The sequence below is a fragment of the Paenibacillus timonensis genome, assembly GCF_022427145.1.
In the GTDB taxonomy this organism is placed as follows: domain Bacteria; phylum Bacillota; class Bacilli; order Paenibacillales; family Paenibacillaceae; genus Fontibacillus; species Fontibacillus timonensis.
Genome location: NZ_JAKSXN010000017.1, coordinates 14,652 through 37,288 on the forward strand (window position 1 = coordinate 14,652; position 22,637 = coordinate 37,288).

Consider the following 22,637-nt stretch of genomic DNA (forward strand, 5'->3'; position numbering starts at 1 on the left):
GCCCGCAGGGCCGCCGCCTGTTCGGCGAAAGAGTCCGCCGGCGCCGTTGCTACGTGGCGGCAAGGCTGCCCAAAACGAACAACATGACGAGCAGGAGCAGTGACAACGCCGAAAAAATCGTGCCCAAAATCGCAAACACTTTGCGTCGGTTTTTGACCGCCAGGCCGACGATGCCCAGAATCAGCGCGATCAGATCCAGCAAGCCGGATACGAGGAATAGCAAAATGCCGAGCAATGCCCCCGTTCGCTGCATCAGATCCTCGGCGATGACGTTCGCAGGCTGGTCCATGAGGTCCAGCACGGTGGACGTAATCAGCGTCAGCGAGGTGATATAGCCGATCACCGCAAGCAAGCTAAGCACGAACGAAGCGATGCCAGGTCCGGAGAATTTCTTCCGGGAAGCGGGCTCGAACGGCGCATGGTAAGGGGAAGCGGGTTCTTGTTCCGATTGGCGATAATCCATCCTAAAACTCCTTTTATACGGTAATGAAAACCTATTCAAGACCATCTTCAAATATCCTTCCGAAAATTGCAAGGATATTTTTGGATGGAATTGCGGTGGAATCGATCGAAGCCCTGCGGTATGATGAACGTGAGCCTATGGACAAGGAATTATCAGAGAGGGGCGAGATACGATATGCAGCGAAAATATGCGGGAATCGGGGCCGTTGTGATGCTTCTGGCCGTGGCGCTTGGCGCGTTCGGTGCTCATATCCTGAAGGAGCGGATCGGGGAATCGGCGATAGGGACCTTCGAGACCGGGGTCCACTATCAAATGATCCATGGCATCGCGATATTGCTGGCCGCGTTATTCGCCGGCAAATGGGGGGAATCCCGGCGCCTGTTGTGGAGCGGACGGTTGTTCCTGATCGGGGTAATTTTATTCTCGGGCAGCTTATACGGACTAGCCGGATTGGACTGGCGCTGGCTTGGCCCGGTGACGCCGCTCGGAGGCGTAGCTTTCCTGGGAGGGTGGCTGCTGCTCGCGCTGGAAGCCTGGAAAGGCGCTTCGAAAGCCGGGGCTTAATTGGATTAGAGGAGTCGAAAGGGCTGACGAATCCTGCAATGCAGGAAACGTCAGCCCTTTGTCATGATGCACTATTCGGCGGTTCCGTTTAAGTATCCAAAAAATCGATGACCTCGCTCAGTTTTAACGTGTATACCTGCTTCTCGTCGACGTGGTATACGTTCAGAGCGTAGGTTTCCGGAAGAAAGTTCAAAATCCGGCACGGGATGCTCGTCCGCTTGCCGTTTCGGTTCACGTACAACCGGACCAGCTTGTTCCCCGTGATGTAGCTTTGGATCCAGGCCTGGAACTCTTCGCTGGCCGCGATATCTTTGAAATTGCCCGAGGCAGCCGGTTCGCTTTTCTTCTTCTCGGCCGCAGCCGGCGGCTTTGGCGTTTCTTTGGCACTGTTCTTGGCCGTGACGGCTCTGGCTTTATCGATGCGGGACTGCTTGCGGGAAGCCAAGGTCGATTCAATGATCTGTCCCAATTCAATTCCGGAATTGATACGGAAATCTATGATATCAGGGCTGCCGTTCAGCAGCTTGAGCAGCGCTTGCAGTGCTAACGGGTTCGTCTTGCCCTTGATCAGAATTTCGACGTTGAACAAATAGCCTAATTCTTCCTCATGATGTTGACCAGTCTGATTGTCCATAATTCCCCCAACTATTCCGTGTTAAGCAGAGAAGGCGTATCCTTTTCTGTTCAAAATACCCAAATAATCATAGCACCACTGATAAAACAATCATAGTCCAAATTTAAGAAAAAAACACTGAGCATTGCTGGAAATCGAAAAAACGTTCCCGAATGAATGAAACGGCAGGGCGCAAGGCAATGGGTTCTCCCATCTTGTTTCACATCGCCCGGATTAGGGTAAGATATTGACAATCTAATTATATAGAAAGCAGGGATTAGGATGGCCAATTCGGAAGCTAAATCAGCAGGAAAAACGAAGAAATCGAACCTGGAGCAGCTGTTGAACGAACAGGTCGCCAACTTGAACGTGCTTTACGTGAAACTGCATAATTATCATTGGTATGTGAAAGGCAGCAATTTCTTCACTCTGCATATCAAGTTCGAGGAACTATATAATGAAGTTTCTGAACAAATGGATGCCATCGCCGAGCGGATGTTAACCTTGAAGTGGAATCCGGCCGCATCGTTAAAGGAGTACCTGGAGCTGGCCACTATTCAGGAAGCTGCCGGTAAGGAAGAGCCGCGGGCGATGGTGCAGCATGTCCTCGAAGATTTGGCGACCTTGACCGAGGCATACAACGAAGGAATTGCGTTAGCCGACAAGGCGGAAGATCCCGCCACGAGCGATCTGTTGACCGGTTATGTCGGAAGCCTGGAGAAAAAGATGTGGATGCTCCGGGCGTACTTGGATTGACCTTAGGAGCAAGATGGGAATATAAGCATGGCATACCAGAAGGGCTTGGCCGCAAGCAAGGGCCGGGTCCTTTTGCATTGGACGATAATGGAAATTCCGACTTGTCTGTGACAAACGGTATAGCACATCGGTTTATATCCGCTGGCATACGTTGCTTATGCCAAAAAAGTAGGTTAGAATGAAATGAGAATCAATGAGAATCACTTAGAATTATTCTAATGTGATAATTGCTATGATATAATGGCAAGAACAAGGGCGGCGTCCCTGAGCAAATAACGTTAATATTCGTGGATGGAAGGAGCAGTCACATGGCAACGCATTTTGTAGTTGAAGGACTGAAGGCGACAATCGAGGAGAAGGAGATCCTGAAAGGGATCAATCTTGAGATAAAAGGCGGGGAAATCCACGCCATCATGGGACCTAACGGAACCGGGAAAAGTACACTGGCTTCCGCGTTGATGGGCCATCCGAAGTATGAGGTGACGGACGGCAATGTCACGCTGAACGGCGAAGACGTGCTGGAAATGGCCGTTGACGAGCGCGCTCGGGCCGGTTTGTTCCTGGCTATGCAGTATCCCAGCGAAATCGCGGGCGTAACCAACTCGGACTTTTTGCGCAGCGCGATTAATGCCCGCCGCGGCGAAGGAAACGAAATCTCCCTGATCAAATTCATTCGCCAAATGGAAGAGCAAATGAAGGTGCTGGAGATGAATCCGGAGTTTGCGCATCGTTATTTGAACGAAGGCTTCTCCGGCGGGGAGAAGAAGCGGAACGAAATCCTGCAAATGCTGCTGCTGGATCCGAAAATCGTGATCCTGGACGAAATCGACTCCGGTCTCGATATCGACGCCTTGCGGATCGTGGCGAATGGCGTGAACTCCATGCGCAGCGAGGACCGCGGTTTCTTGATTATTACCCACTACCAACGCCTGTTGAACTATATCAAACCGGACTTCGTCCATGTCATGATGCAAGGCCGCATCGTAAAATCCGGCGGTCCTGAACTAGCCGAACGCCTGGAGGCCGAAGGTTACGATTGGGTCAAGGAAGAGCTGGGCATCGTGGACGAAACGGTTGGTCAAGAAGCCTAATCGGAAGGAGGAGTAGAGAATGACGACACAAACCGTACTTCCGGTAGAAGCGGAGCAACTGAAACAACTTTCCGCGAAGCGCGGCGAACCGGCCTGGCTGACGGACAGCCGGTCGAAGGCGCTGCAGCTGGCGGCGGAACTGGAACTGCCTAAATTGGAGAAGACGCGAATCGACCGCTGGGATTTGAGCAACTACGGAACGCTTGGCGAAACCCGCGGCGAGAATCCGCAGCAGCTTCCGGACAGCATTCAATCCCTGGTGGATTTGACGGAGCAGAGCAATCTGCTCGTTCAGCGTAATGCCGATACCGTATTCACCCGGCTGGCGCCGGAGCTGGCTAGCCAAGGGGTGATCTTCACCGATTTGGAAACCGCGGTGCGGGAGCATGGCGATCTCGTGAAGGCGCATCTGCACAGCGTCGTCAAGCCGGATGAAAACCGGTTGTCCGCCTTGCATGCGGCATTGTGGAACGGCGGGGTTTTCCTGTACGTTCCGAAGAACGTGGTGATCGATACGCCGCTGCAAAGCATCTTCCTCTTGGATGATGCGGGATCTGCGTTTGCTCCCCATGTATTGATCGTGGCGGATACAAACAGCCGGGTCACCTACGTGGATAACTATATTTCCGTGAACTTAAATGGAAATATTGTGCATAACGGTGCCGCTGAGGTGGTGGTTAAACCGGGCGCCAAGGTTCAATTCGCCACGGTTCACCATCTGGGCGAACAAGCGACGGACATGACGTACCGCCGCGCCGTGGTCGAAAACGACGGCAGCATCGAATGGATTATCGGAGAAATGAACGGCGGCGATTCGGCTAGCGAAACGTTGTCGATTTTGAAAGGGAACGGCTCGAGCTCCGATGCGAAGGTGATCGCCGTTGGTTCTGGCAAACAACGCTTGAACTATACGACGAAGGCCGTCCACTACGGCAAAAGCTCGGCGAGCCAAATGATCACCCGTGCGGTTATGCGGGAAGAGGCGACCGCGATCATCAACGGGATCACGAAAATCGAGAAAGGCGCCACGAAAGCGGACGGCCAGCAAACCGAGAAAGTGCTGATGCTGAGCCCGAAAGCCCGTGGTGACGCCAACCCGATTCTGTTGATCGACGAAGATGATGTCTCGGCAGGACACGCAGCTTCTGTAGGCCAAGTCAATCCGGAGCAAATCTACTATCTCATGTCCCGGGGGATTACCCGTGCCGATGCCGAACGTCTGGTCATCTATGGCTTCCTGGCTCCGGTCGTATCGGATATCCCGCTGGAGCCGCTGCAGAAGCAACTGCAGGGCCTGGTGGAAAGGAAGTTGGGACAATGAGCATCCATGCTGAAGAGCTCAAGAAACAATTCCCGATTTTGCAGCAGGAGGTGAACGGGCATCCGCTCGTTTACCTCGACAGCGCGGCTTCCTCGCAGAAGCCGGCCGTTGTCATTGAAGCGTTAAAGCATTATTACGAATGGGATAACGCCAATGTGCATCGCGGCGTGCACACGCTGGGCAGCCGGGCGACCGACGCTTACGAAGGCGCCCGCGAGAAGGTGGCTCGCTTCATCGGCGCGGCTCGCCGGGAAGAGATTATCTTTACCCGCGGCACGACGACGGCGTTGAATCTGGTCGCTTCCTCTTATGGGGCTGCCGCGATCGGGGAAGGCGACGAAATCGTCATTACTCCGATGGAGCACCACAGCAACCTGATTCCTTGGCAGCAGTTGGCCTTGAAGAAGAAGGCTGTATTGAAATACATTCCGCTTCAACCGGACGGCCATATCGATCTGGCGGATGCGGAGAAGACGATCACCGCCAAGACAAAGATTGTGGCGACGGCTTATGTCTCCAACGTCCTTGGCGTCGTGAACCCGATCAAGGAGCTTGCGGCCATCGCCCATCGTAACGGGGCCGTGATGGTCGTCGACGGTGCGCAAAGCACCCCGCACATGAAGATCGACGTACAGGAATTGGACGCGGATTTTTATGCTTTTTCCGGCCACAAGATGTGCGCGCCAACCGGAATTGGGGTGCTATATGGGAAGAAGCAATTGCTGGAATCCATGGAGCCGATCGAATATGGCGGGGAAATGATCGACGATGTCGGGCTGTATGAATCAAGCTGGAAAGAGCTTCCGTGGAAATTCGAAGGCGGAACGCCGATCATCGCTGGGGCGGTGGGACTGGCGGCGGCCATCGATTTCCTGGAGGGCATCGGGCTTGAGGAAATTCACCGCCATGAGGCCAAACTCGCCGCTTATGCGATAAACCGCCTGTCGGAAATTGAAGGACTGACTTTATACGGACCGCGTGAGCGCGAAGTGGGCCTGCTCACCTTCAACCTGCAGGACATTCATCCGCATGACGTTGCGACCGTGCTTGATGCTTCCGGCATCGCCATCCGGGCGGGCCATCACTGCTGTCAGCCGCTCATGCGCTGGCTTGAAGCGAGCGCAACGGCCAGAGCCAGCCTGTATTTGTACAATACGGAACAGGATATCGACCGACTGGCGGAAGCTTTAATCCAAACAAAGGAGTATTTTGGGTGATGCAACTGGACGATCTGTACCGCCGAGTCATAATGGATCATTATAAAAACCCGCGGAACCGCGGGAAGTTTGAGGAAGGCGCGCTGACGATCGATTTGAACAATCCGACCTGCGGCGACCGCATTTCCTTGCAGCTGATCGTGGAAGGAGACGTCGTCAAGGACGCCCGGTTTACCGGGGAAGGCTGTTCCATCAGCATGTCGTCGGCATCGATGATGACGGAAGCGGTCAAAGGCCGGACCTTCGATGAAGCGATGGACCTGGCCGGACGTTTTTCCCGGCTGATGATGGGGGAATCGGTGGATTTTGACGATTATGAAGATCTTGAGGCCTTATCCGGCGTTAATAAATTTCCTGCCCGCATCAAATGCGCAACGCTTGCTTGGAACGCGTTGAAAAAAGGAATCCAAGCGGATATCTAAACCCCTAAGGAGGTAACCGAACATGGCCAAAAAAGCACCGGAATTGGAAGAGTATAAATACGGCTTCCGGGATGAACACAAGGCGATCTTTCAATCGGGTAAAGGCTTGACCCGTGAAATCGTGACGGAGATCTCCCGCATCAAAGGCGAGCCGGAATGGATGCTTAATTTCCGCCTGAAATCGCTCGAGCAGTTCGAGAAAATGGCAATGCCGCGCTGGGGCGGCGACTTGAGCGAGCTTGATTTTAACGATATTCAATACTATGTGAGACCATCCGAGAAGCAAGGCAAGACGTGGGAAGAAGTCCCGGCGGAAATCAAAGAAACGTTTGATAAGCTGGGGATTCCAGAGGCGGAGCAGAAGTTCCTGGCCGGCGTCTCCGCGCAATACGAATCGGAGGTCGTATACCACAGCATTCAGAAGGACCTTGAAGACCAGGGCGTCATCTTCATGGATACGGATTCCGCTTTGCGTGAATATCCGGAATTGTTCAAGGAGTATTTCGGAACGGTCGTTCCTGCGGCGGACAACAAGTTCGCGGCTTTGAACAGCGCCGTATGGTCCGGGGGCAGCTTCATTTACGTGCCGAAAGGCGTGAAATGCGAGGTGCCGTTGCAGGCTTATTTCCGGATCAACTCGGAGAACATGGGCCAGTTCGAACGGACGCTGATCATCGCCGACGAGGGCAGCTTCGTGCACTACACGGAAGGCTGCACGGCGCCGATCTACAGCACGAACTCGCTGCATAGCGCGGTCGTGGAAATCATCGTGAAGAAGGACGCCCGCGTGCGTTACACGACGATCCAGAACTGGGCACCTAACATCTATAACCTGGTAACCAAACGTGCGGTAGCCGAGGAGAACGCGACGATGGAATGGGTCGACGGCAACATCGGCTCCAAGCTGACGATGAAATACCCGGCGGTGATCTTGAAAGGCCGCGGCGCGAAAGGCAGCGTGCTGTCCATCGCCGTTGCCGGCAAAGGCCAGCTTCAGGATGCCGGGGCGAAAATGATTCACCTGGCGCCGGATACGACGTCGACGATCGTGTCGAAGTCGATTTCCAAACATGGCGGCAAGGTCACGTACCGTGGTCTCGCATCCTTCGGCCGCCAGGCGGAAGGCGCGAAGTCGAACATCAAATGCGATACGCTGATTCTCGACAACGAGTCGACGTCGGATACGATCCCATACAATGAGATCATGAACGACAACATCACCTTGGAGCATGAGGCGACCGTATCGAAGGTGTCGGAGGAGCAGCTCTTCTATCTGATGAGCCGCGGCCTGACCGAAGAAGAAGCCACGCAAATGATCGTCATGGGCTTTATCGAGCCATTCACCAAAGAACTGCCGATGGAATACGCGGTGGAAATGAACCGGTTGATCAAGTTCGAGATGGAAGGCTCGATCGGGTAAGGACCGGGCCAAACGAAAGGAGAAGACCCTGGGGTCTTCTCCTTTTTTGGCGTTGGCGGCCTATTGCCTTATCGTCACGCTCGCCCCGATCGGTACGAGGCGGGCCAATTCAATGACGTCCGGGTTGTACATCCGGATGCAGCCGTGGGATACCTCTTTGCCGATGGAAGAGGGATCGTTGGTCCCATGGATCCCGTAATGGGGTTTGGATAGGCCCATCCAATAGGCCCCAAACGGTCCACCGGGGTTCGGGGCCTTGTTGACGATCGTATACGTTCCTTCGGGGGTTTGCGTGAGCATTTTGCCGATCCCCACCGGAAATCCGCGCACGACGATGTTGTCGTCCAGCAAGTACAGCATCCGGTCCGATAAATCTACGATGATGCGGTAGTTAGGCATAAGGTGCATCAGCCTCCGTCGTTTTTGTTAGTGTATGACGAATAGGCACGAGGGGGCTGGGCAAGAGTGGAGAGAGTCCGGTGAATCGCCGTCGCACATCAAAGGCAAAAAGAGAAACCCGAGTCTTTTCAGACCCGGGAATTGAATGATGTATTATAAATAAACCTCTTCGATCGATGTTTCGCGCTCCTTGGACAGGTCGACGAACCGGGAATCGGTTTTGACGAGCGGCCGAAAAAAGTCCGTTTGGTTGGTCATGACAATGGAACCTATCTCGCCGGAGTTCAGCATCACTTTCTTGCCGATGAAATTCGGAAGCAGGTGGCGGATCAGCGCTTGCGTGGGTTCCGGGCTCAGCTTGCCGAAGCTAAGGCTGTTGAGCTCGCGCAGCACCGACAATAACTCCTGCTTCGAGCGGTAGACGCGGTTGGAGGTCATCGCCGAGTACACGTCCGCAACGGCGGCGATTTTGGCGAACGGATGGATTTCCTTATCGCGCAAGCCATGCGGATAGCCGCTGCCGTCTTCCCTTTCGTGATGCTGCAGCGCGACCAATGCGGAAAGCTCGTCCCCGGTCGAATCTAGGATAATCTCATGGCCGTATTCGGTATGGCGCTTCACTTCCTCAAACTCCTCCGGCGTAAGTTTGCCGGGTTTGGTCAGGATGCTCTGCGGCACCTTGCTTTTGCCGATATCGATCAAATAGCCGGCCTTCCCTGCATGATAAGCCTCTTCTTTGGTATACCCCATCCAGGAAGCGATATAATAGCAGAGCATGCCGACTTGCATGGAATGATGATATGTATAGTTGTCATCATCGCCGATCATCAGCAGCAAGGAGACGACGTCCTTCTGGTTATCCAATTCCGAGATCATGGGCTCGAGGAGCTGATCTACTTTCGCCTCGTCGATGCGGCCGCTCGTTAGCGCTTCCAAAAAGAGCTCCTCAAATCCGTCTACGGCTTCGTTCATATAAGGCTTGGCCCGGTAAGCAGGATCTTTAGGGAATTCGGCTTCTAAGGTTTGCGGCTCGATATCCACGTAGTCGATGCCGTGTTGCATCAATTTGACAATGGCATCGCTGCTCAATTCGCAGCCCTTTTGCAAAACAAAGACGCCGAAATGATTAAATACGTCATGTTGGAGACGGTCGCCTGGACTGAGTTCCATAATATGTACTTTCAAGGACGATGACACCTCATAATCTTCCAATTTTCCTTAATCATATCAGGAAATAATTGGACTGACAATGAATTTTGTTCGGTGTCAATCACCCGAAAGAAGGTGTTCTCCCGGAACGCGGGGGTCCCAGGGCCCAAGCCCATGGCCCTTCCACTCGGAGCCGTCCTCCCAGATTTCCTTCTTCCAAATCGGCACGATTTGCTTCAGCCGCTCGATCGCGTAGCGGCTGGCCTCGTAACATCCGGCCCGGTGAGGTGCCGACACGGCGATGACCACGCTGATTTCGGCGATATCGACGTGGCCGATCCGGTGGCTGATGGCGCAGCGCGTACCCGGCCAGCGCTCGGCGATTTCGGTGCCGATTTGGCGAAGCTTGGCTAAGGCCATCGGCACGTAGGCTTCGTATTCAAGATGAACGGTCCTCTGGCCCTGCGTCCATTCCCGGGTCGTCCCGGTAAACGTTAATGCCGCTCCATGGTCGGGAGCGATCACCTTGGCCGTGATCTCCTCCACGGACAGAGGCTCTTCTGTGATGATGAACAGGTCATCGCCTTTGAACTCCGACTCGGGGCCGAAAGTCGGTTCCCCGCCGGAAACCGGCGGAATGAGCGCGACTTCGTCCTCCGGGGTGATCGGCGTATCGCCGGCGGCATACTCCTGATTCACGGCAACGAAAGAAGCGGCAAGCAAATTGGCTGCCGAAGGGTAGGCTTCCGCCAGCGCTTCCTTTAATGAAGCGGCGGTAAGAGGCCGTTCCGTATGCGAGTAGGCAAAGTTAAGGCTGGACGTACCGATCCGGTCCGCCAACCCGGCAAAAAGGGCGATTTGTATATTCATAGAAGTCTCCTCGGAATGGTTTGTAAGTAATATACATTATAACAAGACAACGATCAATTTTAAGGTATATAATACACATTGAACTCTAAAATTTAGAATAGGCCGAATAGATTGAGAGAGCAAGGGGGCAGTTCTTCATGCCGGAGACGAACCAGGAAACGTTAACGATCCTATACACCAACGATATCCACAGCCACTTCGAAACGATGGGGCGCATCGCGGCGATGATTCATGAATTGCGGGCCGAAGCGCCGGCTTCCACGCTCCTGCTCGACATCGGCGACCATATGGACCGGGCGGCGATCGAAACCGAAGGAACCTTGGGACAGGCGAATGTGGACGTACTTAACCTGACAGGGTACGATGCCGTAACGATCGGCAATAACGAAGGGCTGACCTTTACGCCGGAACTGCTGGGCCAGGCATACGCCGGGCTGCACTGTTCGGTCGTTTGCGGCAATATCGTGGAGGCGCGAACCGGACAACCGCCCGCCTGGATGCAGAGCCGGAAGATCGTGCACAAGGCTGGCCTCAAAATCGGGCTGGTGGCGGCGACGGCCGCATTTGCCGAGTTCTATGAGTTGCTTGGCCTGAAATCCTTAAACCCGCTGGACACGATTGCAAGGGATGTCGAAGAGCTGCGCCGCGAGGTTGATCTGGTCATCGTGATGTCCCATTTGGGCTTGCCGATGGATCGGCAGCTGGCCGAGACGGTACCGGGCATCGATTTGATTATCGGCGGCCATACGCATCATTTGCTGGAAGAGCCGCTGCGAATTGGACGAACGATGGTCACGGCGGCGGGGAAATTCGGCAACTACTTGGGAAAGGTCGTTATTCGTCGGGATTCCGTTAACGGACGGTTGATGATGGACGGAATTTGCCTTCCCGTCGTGGAGGGTCCCAAGCAGGAGCAGGTAGAGACGGCCATCGCTTTGCAGCGGGAAGCCGCAAGGCTCCGGCTGAACCGGACAGTCGCCGTAACGGATCGGGAGCTGCCGGTGTCGTATGAAGCCGAATCGCCTTTTGGCAATTTGTTAGCTCAAGCGGTTCGCCGGTACACCGGCAGCGAATTTTCCCTGGTCAACAGCGGTCAGCTGCTGTTGGGCCTGCCGGCCGGCGAAATCAGCGAGGGGATGCTGCATGAGCGCTGCCCTTCGCCGATCAATCCTTGCACGATGCAGGTGTCCGGCGGGGATATTTTAGCCAGCCTGGAGGAATCGCTGCTCGAAGAGAAGATGAGCAAATCCATTATGGGGTTCGGCTTTCGCGGGAAGGTGCTCGGCGGCATTTGCGTCGATGGTTTGGAGATCGAATACGATCCCGGCGCTCCTCCTTACGAACGCATCGTCCAAGCCAGCGTGGCAGGCGTGCCGCTGCGGGAAGACCAAACCTATCTCGTCGGCACGCTGGATATGTTCACGTTTGGCGTCGGTTACGAACGGTTGAAGCGGGGGACGGAGAAGCGATACATGCTGCCCGATTTTTTACGCGACCTGCTCCGCCTCGAACTGCAAACCGCCGGCGCGGTGGAAACCTGTTTTCAATCCCGGTGGAAAAAAGTAGAATAGCTATAGCGCAAAGTCATACTCGATCAGGAGGAACCAATGAGTCTTATTGTCTCGATTATTTTAGCCATTGTGGAAGGTTTGACGGAGTTTATTCCGGTCTCTTCGACGGGACACATGATATTGACGGCCAAGCTGATGGGATACGACGATCAGTCGCCGGAAATGAAAACCTTTGAAATCGTCATTCAACTCGGCGCGATCCTGGCCATGGCCTGGGTGTACCGGGAACGGATCTTGAATCTGCTCGGCTTGAGCAAAAAAGTGACGGTGGTCGACCGAAACGCTCCGAAAGGCCGGCTGAATTTGATTCATATTTTGCTCGGGATCGTCCCGGCGCTGGGCGTCGGGTTCTTCTTCCGCGATTTTATCAAAAGCCTGTTCAGCTCCCAGACGGTGTTGTGGGCGCTCGTGGTGGGCGGCATCTTCATGATCTTCGCCGAATGGTTTAACAAGAACAAAGCGACGATCACCGCTCCGGAAATGGACCAGCTTACCTATAAACAAGCTTTGCTGATCGGATTATACCAGTGTATCTCCGTGTTGTGGCCCGGGTTTTCCCGGTCCGGTTCGACGATCGCTGGGGGGATGCTCAGCGGCGCCAGCTATAAAGCGGCCGCCGATTTCTCGTTTCTGATCGCCATCCCGATCATGTGTGCGGTCTCGGGTTATGAAATGTTGGATTCCTACCGCTACTTGACGTCCGATACGATCGGGTATTTCCTTATTGGATTCGTGGTCGCTTTCGTGGTGGCTTATGTGGTCGTACTGGCGTTTTTGAAACTCATCCAAAAGGTGCAGCTGCGCCATTTTGCGTACTATCGATTTATTTTGGCTGCGTTGTTCTGGATCTTCATCATGCGTTGACCCGCTTCAATAGAAAGTGGTGTTCGGTATCGACCGCTGATTCCAGATACATATTGAAACCTTAACAGAGACGGAAGTGGAAGTCATGCGGTTAATCCCAGTCGCCTCGTTGCAGGCTGGAATGAAATTAGGGAAAAAGATTTATAATGAGGACGGGATCATTCTGTTGTCCGAAAATGCGGTGCTGTCCGATGCGATCATTCGCAGGCTGCAGTCCCACGGTCTGGACTTTGTCTACGTGGCCGATCCTCGGACGGACGATCTGGTGATTCCCGAAATGATAGAAGAGGAAACGCGGCGCCGCGCGCTCGGCGAAATCCGGACGAATTTCCGTAAATGGGCCGCGCCGAACGTGAAGAACGTATCTTATCCTTATTTGGGCAAAACGTTCTCCGGCTTGATCGAATCGATTCTGGACGATCTTAGCGCCCGCGACGATGCGATGATCATGATGATGAATATGAACAGCATGGATCATTATTTGTATCGTCATTCCCTGAACGTCTGCGTGTATACCTTGCTGCTCGGCCAGCTTCACGGGTATACGAAAGACGAATTGACCGTGCTGGGCCTGGGTGCCCTACTGCACGATATCGGCAAGACCAAGCTCCCCCTTGAGCTGCTGACCAAACCGTCGCGGCTGACGGACGAGGAGTTCGAAATGATCAAGCGGCATCCCGATTTCGGCTTTAAAATGCTGAAGGATGAACCGGGGATTCCGTTGTTATCGGCGCACTGCGCCTACCAACACCATGAGAAAATAGACGGCAGCGGGTACCCTCGCGGCATCCGCGGCAACGAAATCCATGAATACGCCCGCTGGATCGCCATTACGGACGCTTACGACGCCATGACGACGCACCGGTCGTACCGCAAAGCGATGTTGCCGCATCAAGCGCTGGAAGTGCTGTATACCGGCTGCGGGCATTGGTACGAGAAGCCGAAGCTGGAGCTGTTTCGCGACCGGGTCGCGATCTACCCGATCGGAATGACCGTTAGATTAAGCACGGGCGAAACCGGCGTGGTCTCGAGGATCCACGGCCATATGCCGCAGCGGCCGGTTGTTCGGGTCCTGACGGACCCGCGGGGAGAGGATATCCGATCGCCTTACGAAGTAGATTTGTCCATCCAGCTCTCCATCGTGATTGCGGAAGTGGACGGAATGGAAATGGTGGTAGGTGAATGATGGAAAAACAGACAAAAACGATGGATAGGAACGGAAGTCCGATCAGCCCAAGTTATGATCCGTGGGATCCGATTTTATCGCTTCGCGAGTACGGACGCCACGTATTGACCAGCGTTGAGCTAACGGTGACGAATCTGTGCAATATGCGGTGCGAGCATTGCGCGGTTGGCGACAGCCTCGTGTTGAAGGAACCTGAGCAGTTGCCGCTGCCGCTGATATTGGAGGCGCTTGATGACGTCGAGCACTTACAGACGATCAGCATCACTGGCGGCGAACCGACGTTCCGTCGCCAAACCGTGGAGGAGAAAATCATCCCGCTTTTGAAATATGCCAAGGCGCGGGGGATCCGCACGCAAATCAATTCCAATCTCACGCTGGACTACGAACGTTACGAGAAGCTGCTTCCCTATTTGGATGTCATGCATATCTCGTTCAACTATACGAGCGGGCGCGATTTCCATGAGATCGGATTTGCCCGCAGCGGGCATCCGGTCAAGCCGGAGGTCGCCTACAAAATGTACGATACGATGGTCGAGAATACGCGCAGGCTTAGCGAAGCGGGAATGTTCATCTCCGCCGAGTCGATGATTAATTACCGCACGCACCGGAAGCTTGCGGACATTCACCGGATGATCGTAGAGATGGGCTGCCAAAGGCATGAGGTCCATCCGATGTATGCGGCCGATTTTGCCGAAGGGTTGCCGGTGTTGGCGCTAAGCGATATGCGGGCGGCGATCCACTCGCTGCTGGACGCACGGGATCCGGCGGTTTGGATGCTGTTCGGAACGCTGCCGTTCTTCGCCTGCAACGGGAACGAGGAAGACTTGCAACTCCTGCGCCGCTTGCGGAGGGAGCCGAATGTGACGGTTCGCAACGACCCGGACGGACGCAATCGCGTCAATGTGAATATGTTCACCGGGGATGTATACGTAACGGATTTTGCCGCAATCCCGGCCTTCGGCAATGTGCGGGACGGCCGGTTGGACGATATTTTCGGCCGCTGGCTGACGGAGCATCCATTGAACCAGAAAGTCAATTGCCACTGCGACGCTGCCGGCTGCTGCGGCCCGAATCTGCTGGTCGCCGACATGTATTACCGAGATACGGATTTTAAAACGCGTAAAGCCGCTACTTTATAAAGGTAGAACTAATATAGGAAAGAGGCGTATTGCATGCCTGTGTCACCCGATGGTCATACCGAATTTGAAATAGGCAAGCTATTTTGGAATCTGCTGCTCGTCCTTATTCTCGTCTTTTTAAACGGGTTCTTCGTGGCTGCGGAGTTTTCGCTCGTCAAGGTACGTCAATCCCGGCTTACTCAACTGGCGCGGGAAGGCAACCGGCGGGCGAATTATGCGCTGAAGGTCAACAAGCGGCTGGACACCTACCTGTCGGCGACGCAACTGGGTATCACCCTTGCTTCGCTGGGACTCGGGTGGGTCGGGGAACCGGCGGTGTCTGAGCTGTTAATTGAACCGCTGATGCATAAAATCGGGGCTACGGATCCAACGCTGATCTCAACGATCTCGGTGGCGGTTGGCTTTGCGATCATTACCTTTTTACATATCGTGATGGGGGAGCTGGCTCCGAAATCACTGGCGATCCAAAAGTCGGAGGAAGCGTCCTTATGGCTGTCATGGCCGCTTTTGATGTTTTACCGGTTGTTCCTTCCGGTCATCTGGCTGTTGAATACGGCGGCGAACAGCGCGCTCCGGCTTATCGGCATCGAACCTGCGGGCGAAGGCGAGGCGGCGCATTCCGAAGAGGAGATCCGCATCCTGATGGATCAAAGCGCTAAAAGCGGCGTCATCGATAAGGACGAGATGAAGCTGGTAGACAATATTTTTGATTTCTCCGATATGCTGGCCCGGGAAGTGATGCTGCCGCGGACGGATATGGACTGTTTGTATACGAACCTGAGCTGGGAGGACAACATGAAGATCGTGGCGGGCACGAAGCACTCCCGTTACCCTGTCGCCGTCGAGGATAAGGATCAGATCATCGGGTTCGTTCATATTACCGATCTGCTGCTGCCCGATCCGGAGAAGCCGCTCCACCTGGAGGAATTGGTTCGACCGATCTTGAATGTGCCGGAGTCGATGGAAATCAGCCAGGTGCTTCGCTTGATGCAGAAGAAGCACTCCCAGGTAACGCTGGTCGTCGACGAATATGGCGGAACGGCGGGCCTTCTGACCGCCGAGGAGATTCTCGAAGAGATCGTCGGCGATCTGCATGACGAATTCGAGGACGAACGCTCGGACATCGAGAAGTTGTCGGATGACGTCTATTCGGTGGACGGCCGTTTGCTGATCGAAGAGGTGAACGACCTGGTCGGCAGCGAAATCGAAGACGAGGAAGTCGATTCGATCGGCGGCTGGTTGTTTAAGGAACTCGAAGGTACCCCGGCCAAAGGGAAAAGAAAGCAGGTCGACCGCTTCTTGTTCGAGGTTGAGGAAGCCAGCCGATTGCGCATCACGCGCGTGAAGGTCATCCGCCTCGTCGTCGAGGAGCCGGATGAGGAAATCGAAGAGGAATAAGGCGGACAAGCTCCGTCCGGTTACATAACGCCGCACCTCCTAGCTAAGGGGGTACGGCGTTATTTTTTAAGAAAGAGGCCGGTTCTTTGAGCCATCCTGAGGAACGTATGTGGGTTATTGGCCAGCATTATTCAGCTCTTATGAATCCAGTAGAATAAGGATGGTGAGTGATTATCGTATAGAAAATTGAATTAAGGGGTCCTTTAGGTCGTTGAAGTCGACATAAAGATAGCCCTAATGTATTACTTTAAAATAAATTCTTTTGAAGCCAACTGATTGTTGTCTATTTCAAAAATACATTTATATTTACCTGTGGACCAACCCGCAGAAGTTAATTGAACTACCTGCCCAGACATGCCCTTGGTAATGTGAACATGTTGTTCCATTACAGTATCCGATGTTGCAAGTTCCTTAACAAGGAGCCTTCCGTGATGGGTACCTTTGCTCATTTCTGGAAATTCAATGAGAATCTTTATTCCGTTTCGGTTAATGAATTCCGAACTACGATCAGTGAAAGTGAAAGTTTCATCATTAAGATTATAACCCATACTAATTACATAGTTATTAGATCCTCTGGTATTACTATTTAGATAGTCCATAATCTTACTGGTGCTAAAATAGAGAAAGATAACAATAGACAGTAAGACTATTCCAATAATAATGACCATCTTTCTATTCTTCATTTACCCGATTTGGCCCTCCAAGAAATTTATTTTACAGGTCATATTTATTAAGGCGTTCATCACCGCCTAAAAAAATAAAACTTGAGCAATTGTACCCCTTGTTCCGGTATCCGGTATAATATCCAGACGCCTTTTGTTTTTGATTACAATAAACATTGGCGGTGCTCGGACTCTCTACTGTATTCATACTCTCTTGTAAACAATATCTACCTTGGGCGTATGCCTGGAATAATAATGGGTTACTACTATACATAACTCCACCAGCAATTGCTAATGCACAATCAGAATTATTTGCAGGGAAGTTAGCTCCATTATCCCAATCTGATTTATTACAACTTACGTGTCCTTCATTAGTTAGTAACAACATCTTACCTTTACCTTCCCCTAAAATTGCTCCTACACCAATTCCATTCCATGAATCAGGATCTGAAAGAGGAGTAATTTCAGAAGAATTAGTTGCTGATGATTTGGAGAAATCAGGATCCATCTTACTTTCCGAACTGGCAACCAAATCACCAAAGTTAATTCTTGCATCTACTGGAATATGATTCAATCCATTATCAAGGATAACTTCTTGTTCATGAATTAAGTTGTTTACGCTGTAAACACTAATTTTATGGAGACCAGATGTCAATCCATCAAGGTAAAATTCCCCATTAGATAGATTTACATTACTACCATCAATCTGTAAAGTGGTTTCTGGAAGGCTAGTTATTATTTCTACCGTATTGTTGTTTATTTGAGCAATTGATGAGTTTATTGCTTCATTCAAATCAATTCCGATTTGGTCATACAACTTTTCAACAACTTCTGGTGTCCTATCAGCAAACTGTACTATCGTATTCAAATGCCCGTGAATACTACTAGTCGATTCCTCCAAACCGTCCGCATAAGCCGGAGAAGCAATAGTAAATAATAAAACTACAGCTGATGCAAACGTGAATAGACGAAAAGATTTTTTCATAGCTCATCATCTCCTAAGATAAGGTATTTGTTACAAATCCAATGATAATAAACTAAAAAAATAAAAAACATTACGAATTTCATATGATAATTATTTTATTTTGGGTATAATTATATTTTCCACTAATTAGTTAAATTGGTGTCATTGTACATATCATTTTCATTTGAGGAGTTTGGGAAAGAGTTTCAGATTAAAGGGCTGTATACTCTCTGGTCTTGACCATTGTCCCCCGTCTTAGGGCAGCCGATTGCGCATCACGTGCGTGAAGGTCATCCGCCTCGTCGTCGAGGAGCCGGATGAGGAAATCGAAGAGGAATAAGGCGGACAAGCTCCGTCCGGTTACATAACGCCGCACCTCCTAGCTAAGGGGGTACGGCGTTATTTTTTTGTGAAATTGCGGCTCCTCCGGTTCATTATTTGGGCGATTGTCATATGTTAGTGGTAGGATGCAGGGAAAATTTGGCGATTGCGCCTGCATGACCATGTTTAAAGAAGGAGGAAGTTTCTTTGAGCCATCCTCAGGAACGTGTGTGGACCCCTTTTATAGGCCCATTCGACCCATGTCCGCCGATCACGCACAAAACCTACAGCACCCCTCCGCAGCTGTTTATCCACTTTCAGCCCCCGAATTTGCCGCAGTTTAGCCCGATGGATGCCCTGAAACACGGCACATTATGGCCGGCGTTGTACAGTCCTTATGAATCCAAATGGGGAAAAGGACGGTGATCTCATGAATACGAATCCCAACAATCAACCGTTCGACCAGGAGTATTATGAAAAGCTTGAGAAGCTGCAGGCGCTGGACTTTGCGCTGGTGGAGCTGAATTTGTACCTCGACACGCACCCGGATGATCTGGCGGCGATTCAGCAGTTTAATCAGCTGACCCAGGAACGGACGCAGCATGCAAACCATTTTCAGCAGCTGTACGGCCCGCTGCAAAACTTCGGGCGAGCCTATTCGAAATTCCCTTGGGAATGGTCGAAAAGCCCTTGGCCTTGGCAGGTTTAGCAACCTGCCTTCAATCCGTGATGGGAAGCTAAAGGAGGTTAATCAGGCGATATGTGGGTGTATGAGAAAAAGCTGCAATACCCGGTTCGCGTCAGCAAATGTGATCCGCGGATGGCCAAACTGCTGATCGAGCAGTACGGCGGCGCGGACGGCGAGCTGGCGGCGGCGCTGCGTTATTTGAATCAGAGATATACGATCCCCGACAAGGTGATCGGGCTCCTGAACGACATTGGGACGGAGGAATTCGCCCATCTCGAAATGATTGCAACGATGGTCTACAAGCTCACCAAAGACGCGACGCCGGAGATGCTGAAGGCGGCCGGAATGGATCCTTATTACGTGAACCACGATAAGGCTCTCTTCTACGAGAACGCGGCAGGGGTGCCTTGGACGGCGACGTACATCCAGGCCAAAGGCGATCCGATCGCCGACCTGTACGAGGACATCGCGGCCGAGGAAAAAGCGCGGGCTACATACCAGTGGCTCATCGACATGACCGACGACGTCGATATCCAGGACAGCTTAAAGTTCCTGCGCGAGCGGGAGATCGTGCACAGCTTGCGGTTCCGCGAAGCGGTGGAGATCCTGAAAGAGGATCGGGAGCATAAAAAGTTCTTCTAATTCCTGTAATGAACTTATTCTATCGTTGAAGGTGATAGGTTATGGCCAAAAATAAACGTGGAAAATCGATCTGGAACCTGCCTTCGCGCGGCCGCGGGACATGTCCGGTGTGCGGGAGCACGCGAATCAAGCTGCTGTATACCAAAAACACGAGCACGGGACAACAGCTTAAAGTCTGCAAGAAATGCTCGAATGCCTCGCAGGTTAGAATCGATGCGGCGGGTCAGCAGGTAATTTAAAGAACCATTAAGTACAAATAGGAGCGAAACGGCTACATGCGGTTTGCTCCTATTTTATTTTTGGGCCGAAAACCAATAATATATAAAGAGATCATATTGATTCCCACGAATTTTATAAAGTTAGGTGCTGATGAGAATGAATTTGTTGGAAAGGTGGACCCGCGGAGCAAAATTCGTTTTGATTCTGCTGGCCATCGTTTATGTGTTTTCCCTGGTGAGGCCTTTCTTCCTCCCCATGCAGGCCGTGATCGGAGCCATTCTGATTCCGATATTGCTGGCCGGCTTTTTTTACTATTTGCTTCGCCCCGTCGTCCAGTACATGGAACAGCATAAGATCAAGCGATCTTTTGCGATCCTCATCCTTTATGTCGTCATGGCGATTTTGGCTCTTGGATTTATTGCCGGGGTATGGCCGCTATTGCAAACTCAATTGATCAATCTTGTGCAAAACATTCCCCAGTTCGTAAATCTGCTGGATGCGCAACTGAAGGAATGGGGTGAAACTCCTTTCCTCTCGTCGATTATTCCATCCGATTCCGGGTTAGCCACGAATTTCTCGGAATATTTAAGCAAAGGGATCGCTTTCTTGACGAATTACCTTAGCGGCTTCGTCTCTTTCCTGTCCCAATTTGCGATCGTGCTGTTTACGTTCCCGATTTTGCTCTACTACATGCTGAAGGAAGGCCACCGCTTCAAACGTAGCCTGGTTAAGCTCTCTCCCATCCGCTACCGGAAGGAAGTGTTTCGTGCTGCCAGAGACATGGACAAAGCGCTAAACGATTATATCATCGGCCGAGTGATCGTGAACGCAGCGCTGGGCGTGCTGATGTTCATCGGCTTCTTGATCGTCGGGCTGCCGTATGCGTTGTTGTTGACGACGATTGCGGTCATTCTGAATTTCATTCCCTTGTTCGGAGCGATCATTTCCGCTATCCCGATTGTCATTATTGGCCTCATTGAGTCTCCGTCCACCGGCATCTGGGCGTTGGTCATTATTTTGGTGGCGCAGCAGATACAAGATAACGTCATCTCTCCCTACGTGTTTGGGAAAAAGCTGGACATTCATCCGGTCACGACGATTCTGCTTGTGTTGGGAAGCGGCAATTGGTTCGGCATCATCGGCATGCTGGTCGTCATCCCGGTCTACATGCTGATCAAAATCGCCTGGAAACGGCTATATAAGCTGTTCTTCAGATCCCAATGGGAAACGTTATGAGCATTTGTGCTATAATCGGGATGTTCGATAGAATCGAAGAAACCAAGCATATATGAAAGGGTGCCGGGCATGAAACGGAATACCATCTTGGCGGCGGCCGGGGTCATTGCGGTTGCGGCTTTGGGAAGCTATTTTCTCATCACGGGACAAGCCGATAAGCAAACGGAATCGAACGCGCTAGATACTCAGAGCATCAAACAGCTGGTCCAGGACTACAGCGTTGGCAAATTAAGCGCCAAGTCCGCCTCGATTACGTCAAGTCAACTGATCGTGGACGGGGATACGGCCGACTCGAAGACGTATGATCTGCCGAAAGACGAATTTTTCGTTTCGATCGCGCCTTACGTGAACGAGACGCATCCTTGCGAAATCCACAGCTTGACGGGATGCCGCGGCGAAATGACGCAGCAGGAGTTCCAAGTGAACGTCACCGATGCGGAAGGAAATACCGTTTTGGACCAAAAAATGACGTCCCAGGCCAACGGATTTATCGACTTGTGGCTGCCGCGCGATCAAACCTACCGTGTTCAGATTAGTCATGACGGGAAAACGGCCGAGTCGGAAATCTCCACGTTCGATGGCGATCAAACATGCATTACGACGCTACAGCTTAGCTAGCGTAAACAATCCCAAAAACGACGGACCCTCCTAGGAGGGTCCGTTTTTTTGCATGGGGCTAATTCGAAGTGTTTGGGATCGGCTTCTACAACAGAAGGATCGCGCCGCCGAGCATAGGGGTGAGCACCATGCAGGTTTTCAGCCAGACCACAGGCACGCGCTTCGTGAACTTGGCGCCGACATAAGCGCCGGACATCGTACCGATCACGACGGCGACGAGCAAATGGACATCGAGGTACCCGATGGTGAAGTAACCGGCCCCTCCGGCTAGGGCAATCGGCATGATCACCAGCATGGTGGTGCCGGCGGCATACCGCATCGACATTCCCAGGAGCAGCATGAGCCCCAGTTGGATAAAAGGGGTCGACCCGATGCCGAACAATCCCGAGAGGGAGCCGGTAATGAAGCCGATGAGCGGCGCAAGCAACCAGAAACGCCGGCCTTTGACCGTAGCGGGCGCCATGTTGCCAGGCGTCCCTGGGCGACGGGAAACGTAACCCATTCGAAACCACAAGGCCAATCCGGAAGCGAACAGCATGCCGGAGGTCAAATACCCCAGCCGATCCCCGGGGATCAGCGATGACCAGCCCGAGCTGATCCATGCCCCTGCCGCACCGGTCAAGCCGACGACCACCCCGGCCCGCAACTCCGCATTTCCTTCCCGGTAATGACTGATGGAACCGGAGAAGGACGAGAAGAACATGGCCGCCAGCGCGGTACCTAACGCCGTATGAATCGGGTAACCGAAAACGACGGTCAGAATCGAGATGATAAACCCTGATCCGCCCGCCCCAACGAAGCCGAGGAGAAAGCCAAGCGCCAACATGACCAGGGCAACTTCAAG

The 22,637-nt window shown here is 52.6% G+C and carries 26 protein-coding genes; 18 read left to right on the top strand and 8 right to left on the bottom strand.

Features of this window, described 5'->3' with window-relative positions; translation table 11 throughout:
• Window positions 1-49: 49 nt before the first annotated feature.
• Window positions 50-463, bottom strand: a complete 414-nt coding sequence (locus tag MJ257_RS08610) for a hypothetical protein (RefSeq protein ID WP_240268867.1) — start codon at window positions 461-463, stop codon at window positions 50-52.
• Between the two features lie 174 nt (window positions 464-637).
• Between MJ257_RS08610 and MJ257_RS08615 the strand changes: the two genes are divergently transcribed.
• A complete protein-coding gene (locus tag MJ257_RS08615) occupies window positions 638-1,027 on the top strand; it encodes a DUF423 domain-containing protein (protein WP_240268868.1) in 390 nt (129 codons plus the stop codon).
• Between the two features lie 88 nt (window positions 1,028-1,115).
• Here the strand turns inward: MJ257_RS08615 and MJ257_RS08620 are convergent, their stop codons facing one another.
• On the bottom strand, window positions 1,116-1,661 hold the full coding sequence (locus MJ257_RS08620) for a hypothetical protein (protein WP_240268869.1): 546 nt from the start codon (window positions 1,659-1,661) through the stop codon (window positions 1,116-1,118).
• A gap of 261 nt (window positions 1,662-1,922) precedes the next feature.
• Here MJ257_RS08620 and MJ257_RS08625 point away from each other — a divergent pair, with 261 nt between their 5' ends.
• The 6 genes from MJ257_RS08625 to sufB all read left to right on the top strand — a co-directional run bounded on the left by MJ257_RS08625 (window position 1,923) and on the right by sufB (window position 7,867).
• The gene (locus MJ257_RS08625) at window positions 1,923-2,396 is read left to right on the top strand and encodes a Dps family protein (protein ID WP_240268870.1); all 474 of its coding nucleotides are present in this window, start codon (window positions 1,923-1,925) and stop codon (window positions 2,394-2,396) included.
• A gap of 308 nt (window positions 2,397-2,704) precedes the next feature.
• Window positions 2,705-3,487, top strand: coding sequence for a Fe-S cluster assembly ATPase SufC (sufC, locus tag MJ257_RS08630; RefSeq protein ID WP_178024302.1), 783 nt, complete (start codon window positions 2,705-2,707; stop codon window positions 3,485-3,487).
• Between the two features lie 19 nt (window positions 3,488-3,506).
• Window positions 3,507-4,808 carry a Fe-S cluster assembly protein SufD gene (gene sufD, locus MJ257_RS08635; protein WP_240268871.1) on the top strand — a complete coding sequence of 434 codons (1,302 nt, stop codon included), beginning with the start codon at window positions 3,507-3,509 and terminating at the stop codon, window positions 4,806-4,808.
• A complete protein-coding gene (locus MJ257_RS08640; RefSeq protein ID WP_240268872.1) occupies window positions 4,805-6,025 on the top strand; it encodes a cysteine desulfurase in 1,221 nt (406 codons plus the stop codon). Before sufD ends, MJ257_RS08640 begins: the two co-directional genes overlap by 4 nt.
• On the top strand, window positions 6,025-6,447 hold the full coding sequence (sufU, locus tag MJ257_RS08645) for a Fe-S cluster assembly sulfur transfer protein SufU (protein ID WP_240268924.1): 423 nt from the start codon (window positions 6,025-6,027) through the stop codon (window positions 6,445-6,447). The genes MJ257_RS08640 and sufU overlap by 1 nt, the downstream gene beginning before the upstream one ends.
• 22 nt (window positions 6,448-6,469) lie before the next feature.
• The gene (gene sufB / locus MJ257_RS08650; protein WP_240268873.1) at window positions 6,470-7,867 is read left to right on the top strand and encodes a Fe-S cluster assembly protein SufB; all 1,398 of its coding nucleotides are present in this window, start codon (window positions 6,470-6,472) and stop codon (window positions 7,865-7,867) included.
• 60 nt (window positions 7,868-7,927) lie between these two features.
• Here sufB and MJ257_RS08655 read toward each other — a convergent pair whose 3' ends face one another.
• From MJ257_RS08655 to MJ257_RS08665, 3 genes are all read right to left on the bottom strand, one after another.
• Window positions 7,928-8,266 carry a L,D-transpeptidase gene (locus MJ257_RS08655; RefSeq protein WP_240268874.1) on the bottom strand — a complete coding sequence of 113 codons (339 nt, stop codon included), beginning with the start codon at window positions 8,264-8,266 and terminating at the stop codon, window positions 7,928-7,930.
• A 153-nt stretch (window positions 8,267-8,419) separates the two neighbouring features.
• Entirely contained in the window at window positions 8,420-9,451 is a 1,032-nt protein-coding gene (locus MJ257_RS08660; protein ID WP_240268875.1) for an HD-GYP domain-containing protein, read from the bottom strand.
• Window positions 9,452-9,532: 81 nt separating this feature from the next.
• Complete coding sequence (locus tag MJ257_RS08665; RefSeq protein WP_240268876.1) at window positions 9,533-10,285, bottom strand: molybdenum cofactor biosynthesis protein; 753 nt, start codon at window positions 10,283-10,285, stop codon at window positions 9,533-9,535.
• Between the two features lie 137 nt (window positions 10,286-10,422).
• Between MJ257_RS08665 and MJ257_RS08670 the strand changes: the two genes are divergently transcribed.
• The 5 genes from MJ257_RS08670 (at window position 10,423) to MJ257_RS08690 (ending at window position 16,443) form a co-directional block, all read left to right on the top strand.
• Window positions 10,423-11,856, top strand: a complete 1,434-nt coding sequence (locus MJ257_RS08670) for a bifunctional metallophosphatase/5'-nucleotidase (RefSeq protein WP_240268877.1) — start codon at window positions 10,423-10,425, stop codon at window positions 11,854-11,856.
• A gap of 36 nt (window positions 11,857-11,892) precedes the next feature.
• Window positions 11,893-12,720 (top strand): undecaprenyl-diphosphate phosphatase, encoded by an 828-nt coding sequence (locus MJ257_RS08675; RefSeq protein WP_240268878.1) that lies wholly within the window; start codon window positions 11,893-11,895, stop codon window positions 12,718-12,720.
• 85 nt (window positions 12,721-12,805) lie between these two features.
• Complete coding sequence (locus MJ257_RS08680) at window positions 12,806-13,906, top strand: HD-GYP domain-containing protein (RefSeq protein ID WP_240268879.1); 1,101 nt, start codon at window positions 12,806-12,808, stop codon at window positions 13,904-13,906.
• Window positions 13,906-15,045: a radical SAM/CxCxxxxC motif protein YfkAB gene (gene yfkAB / locus MJ257_RS08685; RefSeq protein ID WP_240268880.1), complete on the top strand. Its 1,140-nt coding sequence runs from the start codon at window positions 13,906-13,908 to the stop codon at window positions 15,043-15,045. The genes MJ257_RS08680 and yfkAB overlap by 1 nt, the downstream gene beginning before the upstream one ends.
• 33 nt (window positions 15,046-15,078) lie before the next feature.
• Window positions 15,079-16,443 carry a hemolysin family protein gene (locus MJ257_RS08690; protein ID WP_059046213.1) on the top strand — a complete coding sequence of 455 codons (1,365 nt, stop codon included), beginning with the start codon at window positions 15,079-15,081 and terminating at the stop codon, window positions 16,441-16,443.
• Between the two features lie 242 nt (window positions 16,444-16,685).
• Here the strand turns inward: MJ257_RS08690 and MJ257_RS08695 are convergent, their stop codons facing one another.
• Window positions 16,686-17,126 (bottom strand): hypothetical protein, encoded by a 441-nt coding sequence (locus MJ257_RS08695; protein ID WP_059046211.1) that lies wholly within the window; start codon window positions 17,124-17,126, stop codon window positions 16,686-16,688.
• 31 nt (window positions 17,127-17,157) lie between these two features.
• Entirely contained in the window at window positions 17,158-18,090 is a 933-nt protein-coding gene (locus tag MJ257_RS08700; protein ID WP_059046210.1) for a hypothetical protein, read from the bottom strand.
• 507 nt (window positions 18,091-18,597) lie between these two features.
• Here MJ257_RS08700 and MJ257_RS08705 point away from each other — a divergent pair.
• The 6 genes from MJ257_RS08705 (at window position 18,598) to MJ257_RS08730 (ending at window position 21,793) form a co-directional block, all read left to right on the top strand.
• Entirely contained in the window at window positions 18,598-18,816 is a 219-nt protein-coding gene (locus MJ257_RS08705; protein ID WP_059046208.1) for a spore coat associated protein CotJA, read from the top strand.
• A 4-nt stretch (window positions 18,817-18,820) separates the two neighbouring features.
• Window positions 18,821-19,099 (top strand): spore coat protein CotJB, encoded by a 279-nt coding sequence (locus MJ257_RS08710; protein WP_059046206.1) that lies wholly within the window; start codon window positions 18,821-18,823, stop codon window positions 19,097-19,099.
• Window positions 19,100-19,150: 51 nt separating this feature from the next.
• On the top strand, window positions 19,151-19,720 hold the full coding sequence (locus MJ257_RS08715) for a manganese catalase family protein (RefSeq protein ID WP_059046205.1): 570 nt from the start codon (window positions 19,151-19,153) through the stop codon (window positions 19,718-19,720).
• Between the two features lie 41 nt (window positions 19,721-19,761).
• Complete coding sequence (locus MJ257_RS08720) at window positions 19,762-19,959, top strand: hypothetical protein (RefSeq protein WP_240268881.1); 198 nt, start codon at window positions 19,762-19,764, stop codon at window positions 19,957-19,959.
• A gap of 130 nt (window positions 19,960-20,089) precedes the next feature.
• On the top strand, window positions 20,090-21,175 hold the full coding sequence (locus MJ257_RS08725; RefSeq protein WP_240268925.1) for an AI-2E family transporter: 1,086 nt from the start codon (window positions 20,090-20,092) through the stop codon (window positions 21,173-21,175).
• Between the two features lie 69 nt (window positions 21,176-21,244).
• Window positions 21,245-21,793 (top strand): CueP family metal-binding protein, encoded by a 549-nt coding sequence (locus tag MJ257_RS08730; RefSeq protein WP_240268882.1) that lies wholly within the window; start codon window positions 21,245-21,247, stop codon window positions 21,791-21,793.
• 85 nt (window positions 21,794-21,878) lie between these two features.
• On the opposite strand, the gene MJ257_RS08735 is transcribed toward MJ257_RS08730, so the two are convergent.
• Window positions 21,879-22,619: a sulfite exporter TauE/SafE family protein gene (locus tag MJ257_RS08735; RefSeq protein ID WP_240268883.1), complete on the bottom strand. Its 741-nt coding sequence runs from the start codon at window positions 22,617-22,619 to the stop codon at window positions 21,879-21,881.
• Window positions 22,620-22,637: the final 18 nt, after the last annotated feature.

Coding starts and splice junctions, on each gene's coding strand:
- MJ257_RS08655 (WP_240268874.1), bottom strand. CDS start 8,266: ATGCCTAACTACCGCATCATCGTAGATTTATCGGACCGGATGCTGTAC.
- MJ257_RS08720 (WP_240268881.1), top strand. CDS start 19,762: ATGGCCAAAAATAAACGTGGAAAATCGATCTGGAACCTGCCTTCGCGC.
- MJ257_RS08695 (WP_059046211.1), bottom strand. CDS start 17,126: ATGAAGAATAGAAAGATGGTCATTATTATTGGAATAGTCTTACTGTCT.
- MJ257_RS08610 (WP_240268867.1), bottom strand. CDS start 463: ATGGATTATCGCCAATCGGAACAAGAACCCGCTTCCCCTTACCATGCG.
- MJ257_RS08615 (WP_240268868.1), top strand. CDS start 638: ATGCAGCGAAAATATGCGGGAATCGGGGCCGTTGTGATGCTTCTGGCC.
- MJ257_RS08620 (WP_240268869.1), bottom strand. CDS start 1,661: ATGGACAATCAGACTGGTCAACATCATGAGGAAGAATTAGGCTATTTG.
- MJ257_RS08665 (WP_240268876.1), bottom strand. CDS start 10,285: ATGAATATACAAATCGCCCTTTTTGCCGGGTTGGCGGACCGGATCGGT.
- yfkAB (WP_240268880.1), top strand. CDS start 13,906: ATGGAAAAACAGACAAAAACGATGGATAGGAACGGAAGTCCGATCAGC.
- MJ257_RS08625 (WP_240268870.1), top strand. CDS start 1,923: ATGGCCAATTCGGAAGCTAAATCAGCAGGAAAAACGAAGAAATCGAAC.
- MJ257_RS08670 (WP_240268877.1), top strand. CDS start 10,423: ATGCCGGAGACGAACCAGGAAACGTTAACGATCCTATACACCAACGAT.
- sufD (WP_240268871.1), top strand. CDS start 3,507: ATGACGACACAAACCGTACTTCCGGTAGAAGCGGAGCAACTGAAACAA.
- sufB (WP_240268873.1), top strand. CDS start 6,470: ATGGCCAAAAAAGCACCGGAATTGGAAGAGTATAAATACGGCTTCCGG.
- sufC (WP_178024302.1), top strand. CDS start 2,705: ATGGCAACGCATTTTGTAGTTGAAGGACTGAAGGCGACAATCGAGGAG.
- MJ257_RS08690 (WP_059046213.1), top strand. CDS start 15,079: ATGCCTGTGTCACCCGATGGTCATACCGAATTTGAAATAGGCAAGCTA.
- MJ257_RS08700 (WP_059046210.1), bottom strand. CDS start 18,090: ATGAAAAAATCTTTTCGTCTATTCACGTTTGCATCAGCTGTAGTTTTA.
- MJ257_RS08640 (WP_240268872.1), top strand. CDS start 4,805: ATGAGCATCCATGCTGAAGAGCTCAAGAAACAATTCCCGATTTTGCAG.
- MJ257_RS08735 (WP_240268883.1), bottom strand. CDS start 22,619: ATGTTGGCGCTTGGCTTTCTCCTCGGCTTCGTTGGGGCGGGCGGATCA.
- MJ257_RS08730 (WP_240268882.1), top strand. CDS start 21,245: ATGAAACGGAATACCATCTTGGCGGCGGCCGGGGTCATTGCGGTTGCG.
- MJ257_RS08710 (WP_059046206.1), top strand. CDS start 18,821: ATGAATACGAATCCCAACAATCAACCGTTCGACCAGGAGTATTATGAA.
- MJ257_RS08675 (WP_240268878.1), top strand. CDS start 11,893: ATGAGTCTTATTGTCTCGATTATTTTAGCCATTGTGGAAGGTTTGACG.
- MJ257_RS08725 (WP_240268925.1), top strand. CDS start 20,090: ATGAGAATGAATTTGTTGGAAAGGTGGACCCGCGGAGCAAAATTCGTT.
- sufU (WP_240268924.1), top strand. CDS start 6,025: ATGCAACTGGACGATCTGTACCGCCGAGTCATAATGGATCATTATAAA.
- MJ257_RS08680 (WP_240268879.1), top strand. CDS start 12,806: ATGCGGTTAATCCCAGTCGCCTCGTTGCAGGCTGGAATGAAATTAGGG.
- MJ257_RS08715 (WP_059046205.1), top strand. CDS start 19,151: ATGTGGGTGTATGAGAAAAAGCTGCAATACCCGGTTCGCGTCAGCAAA.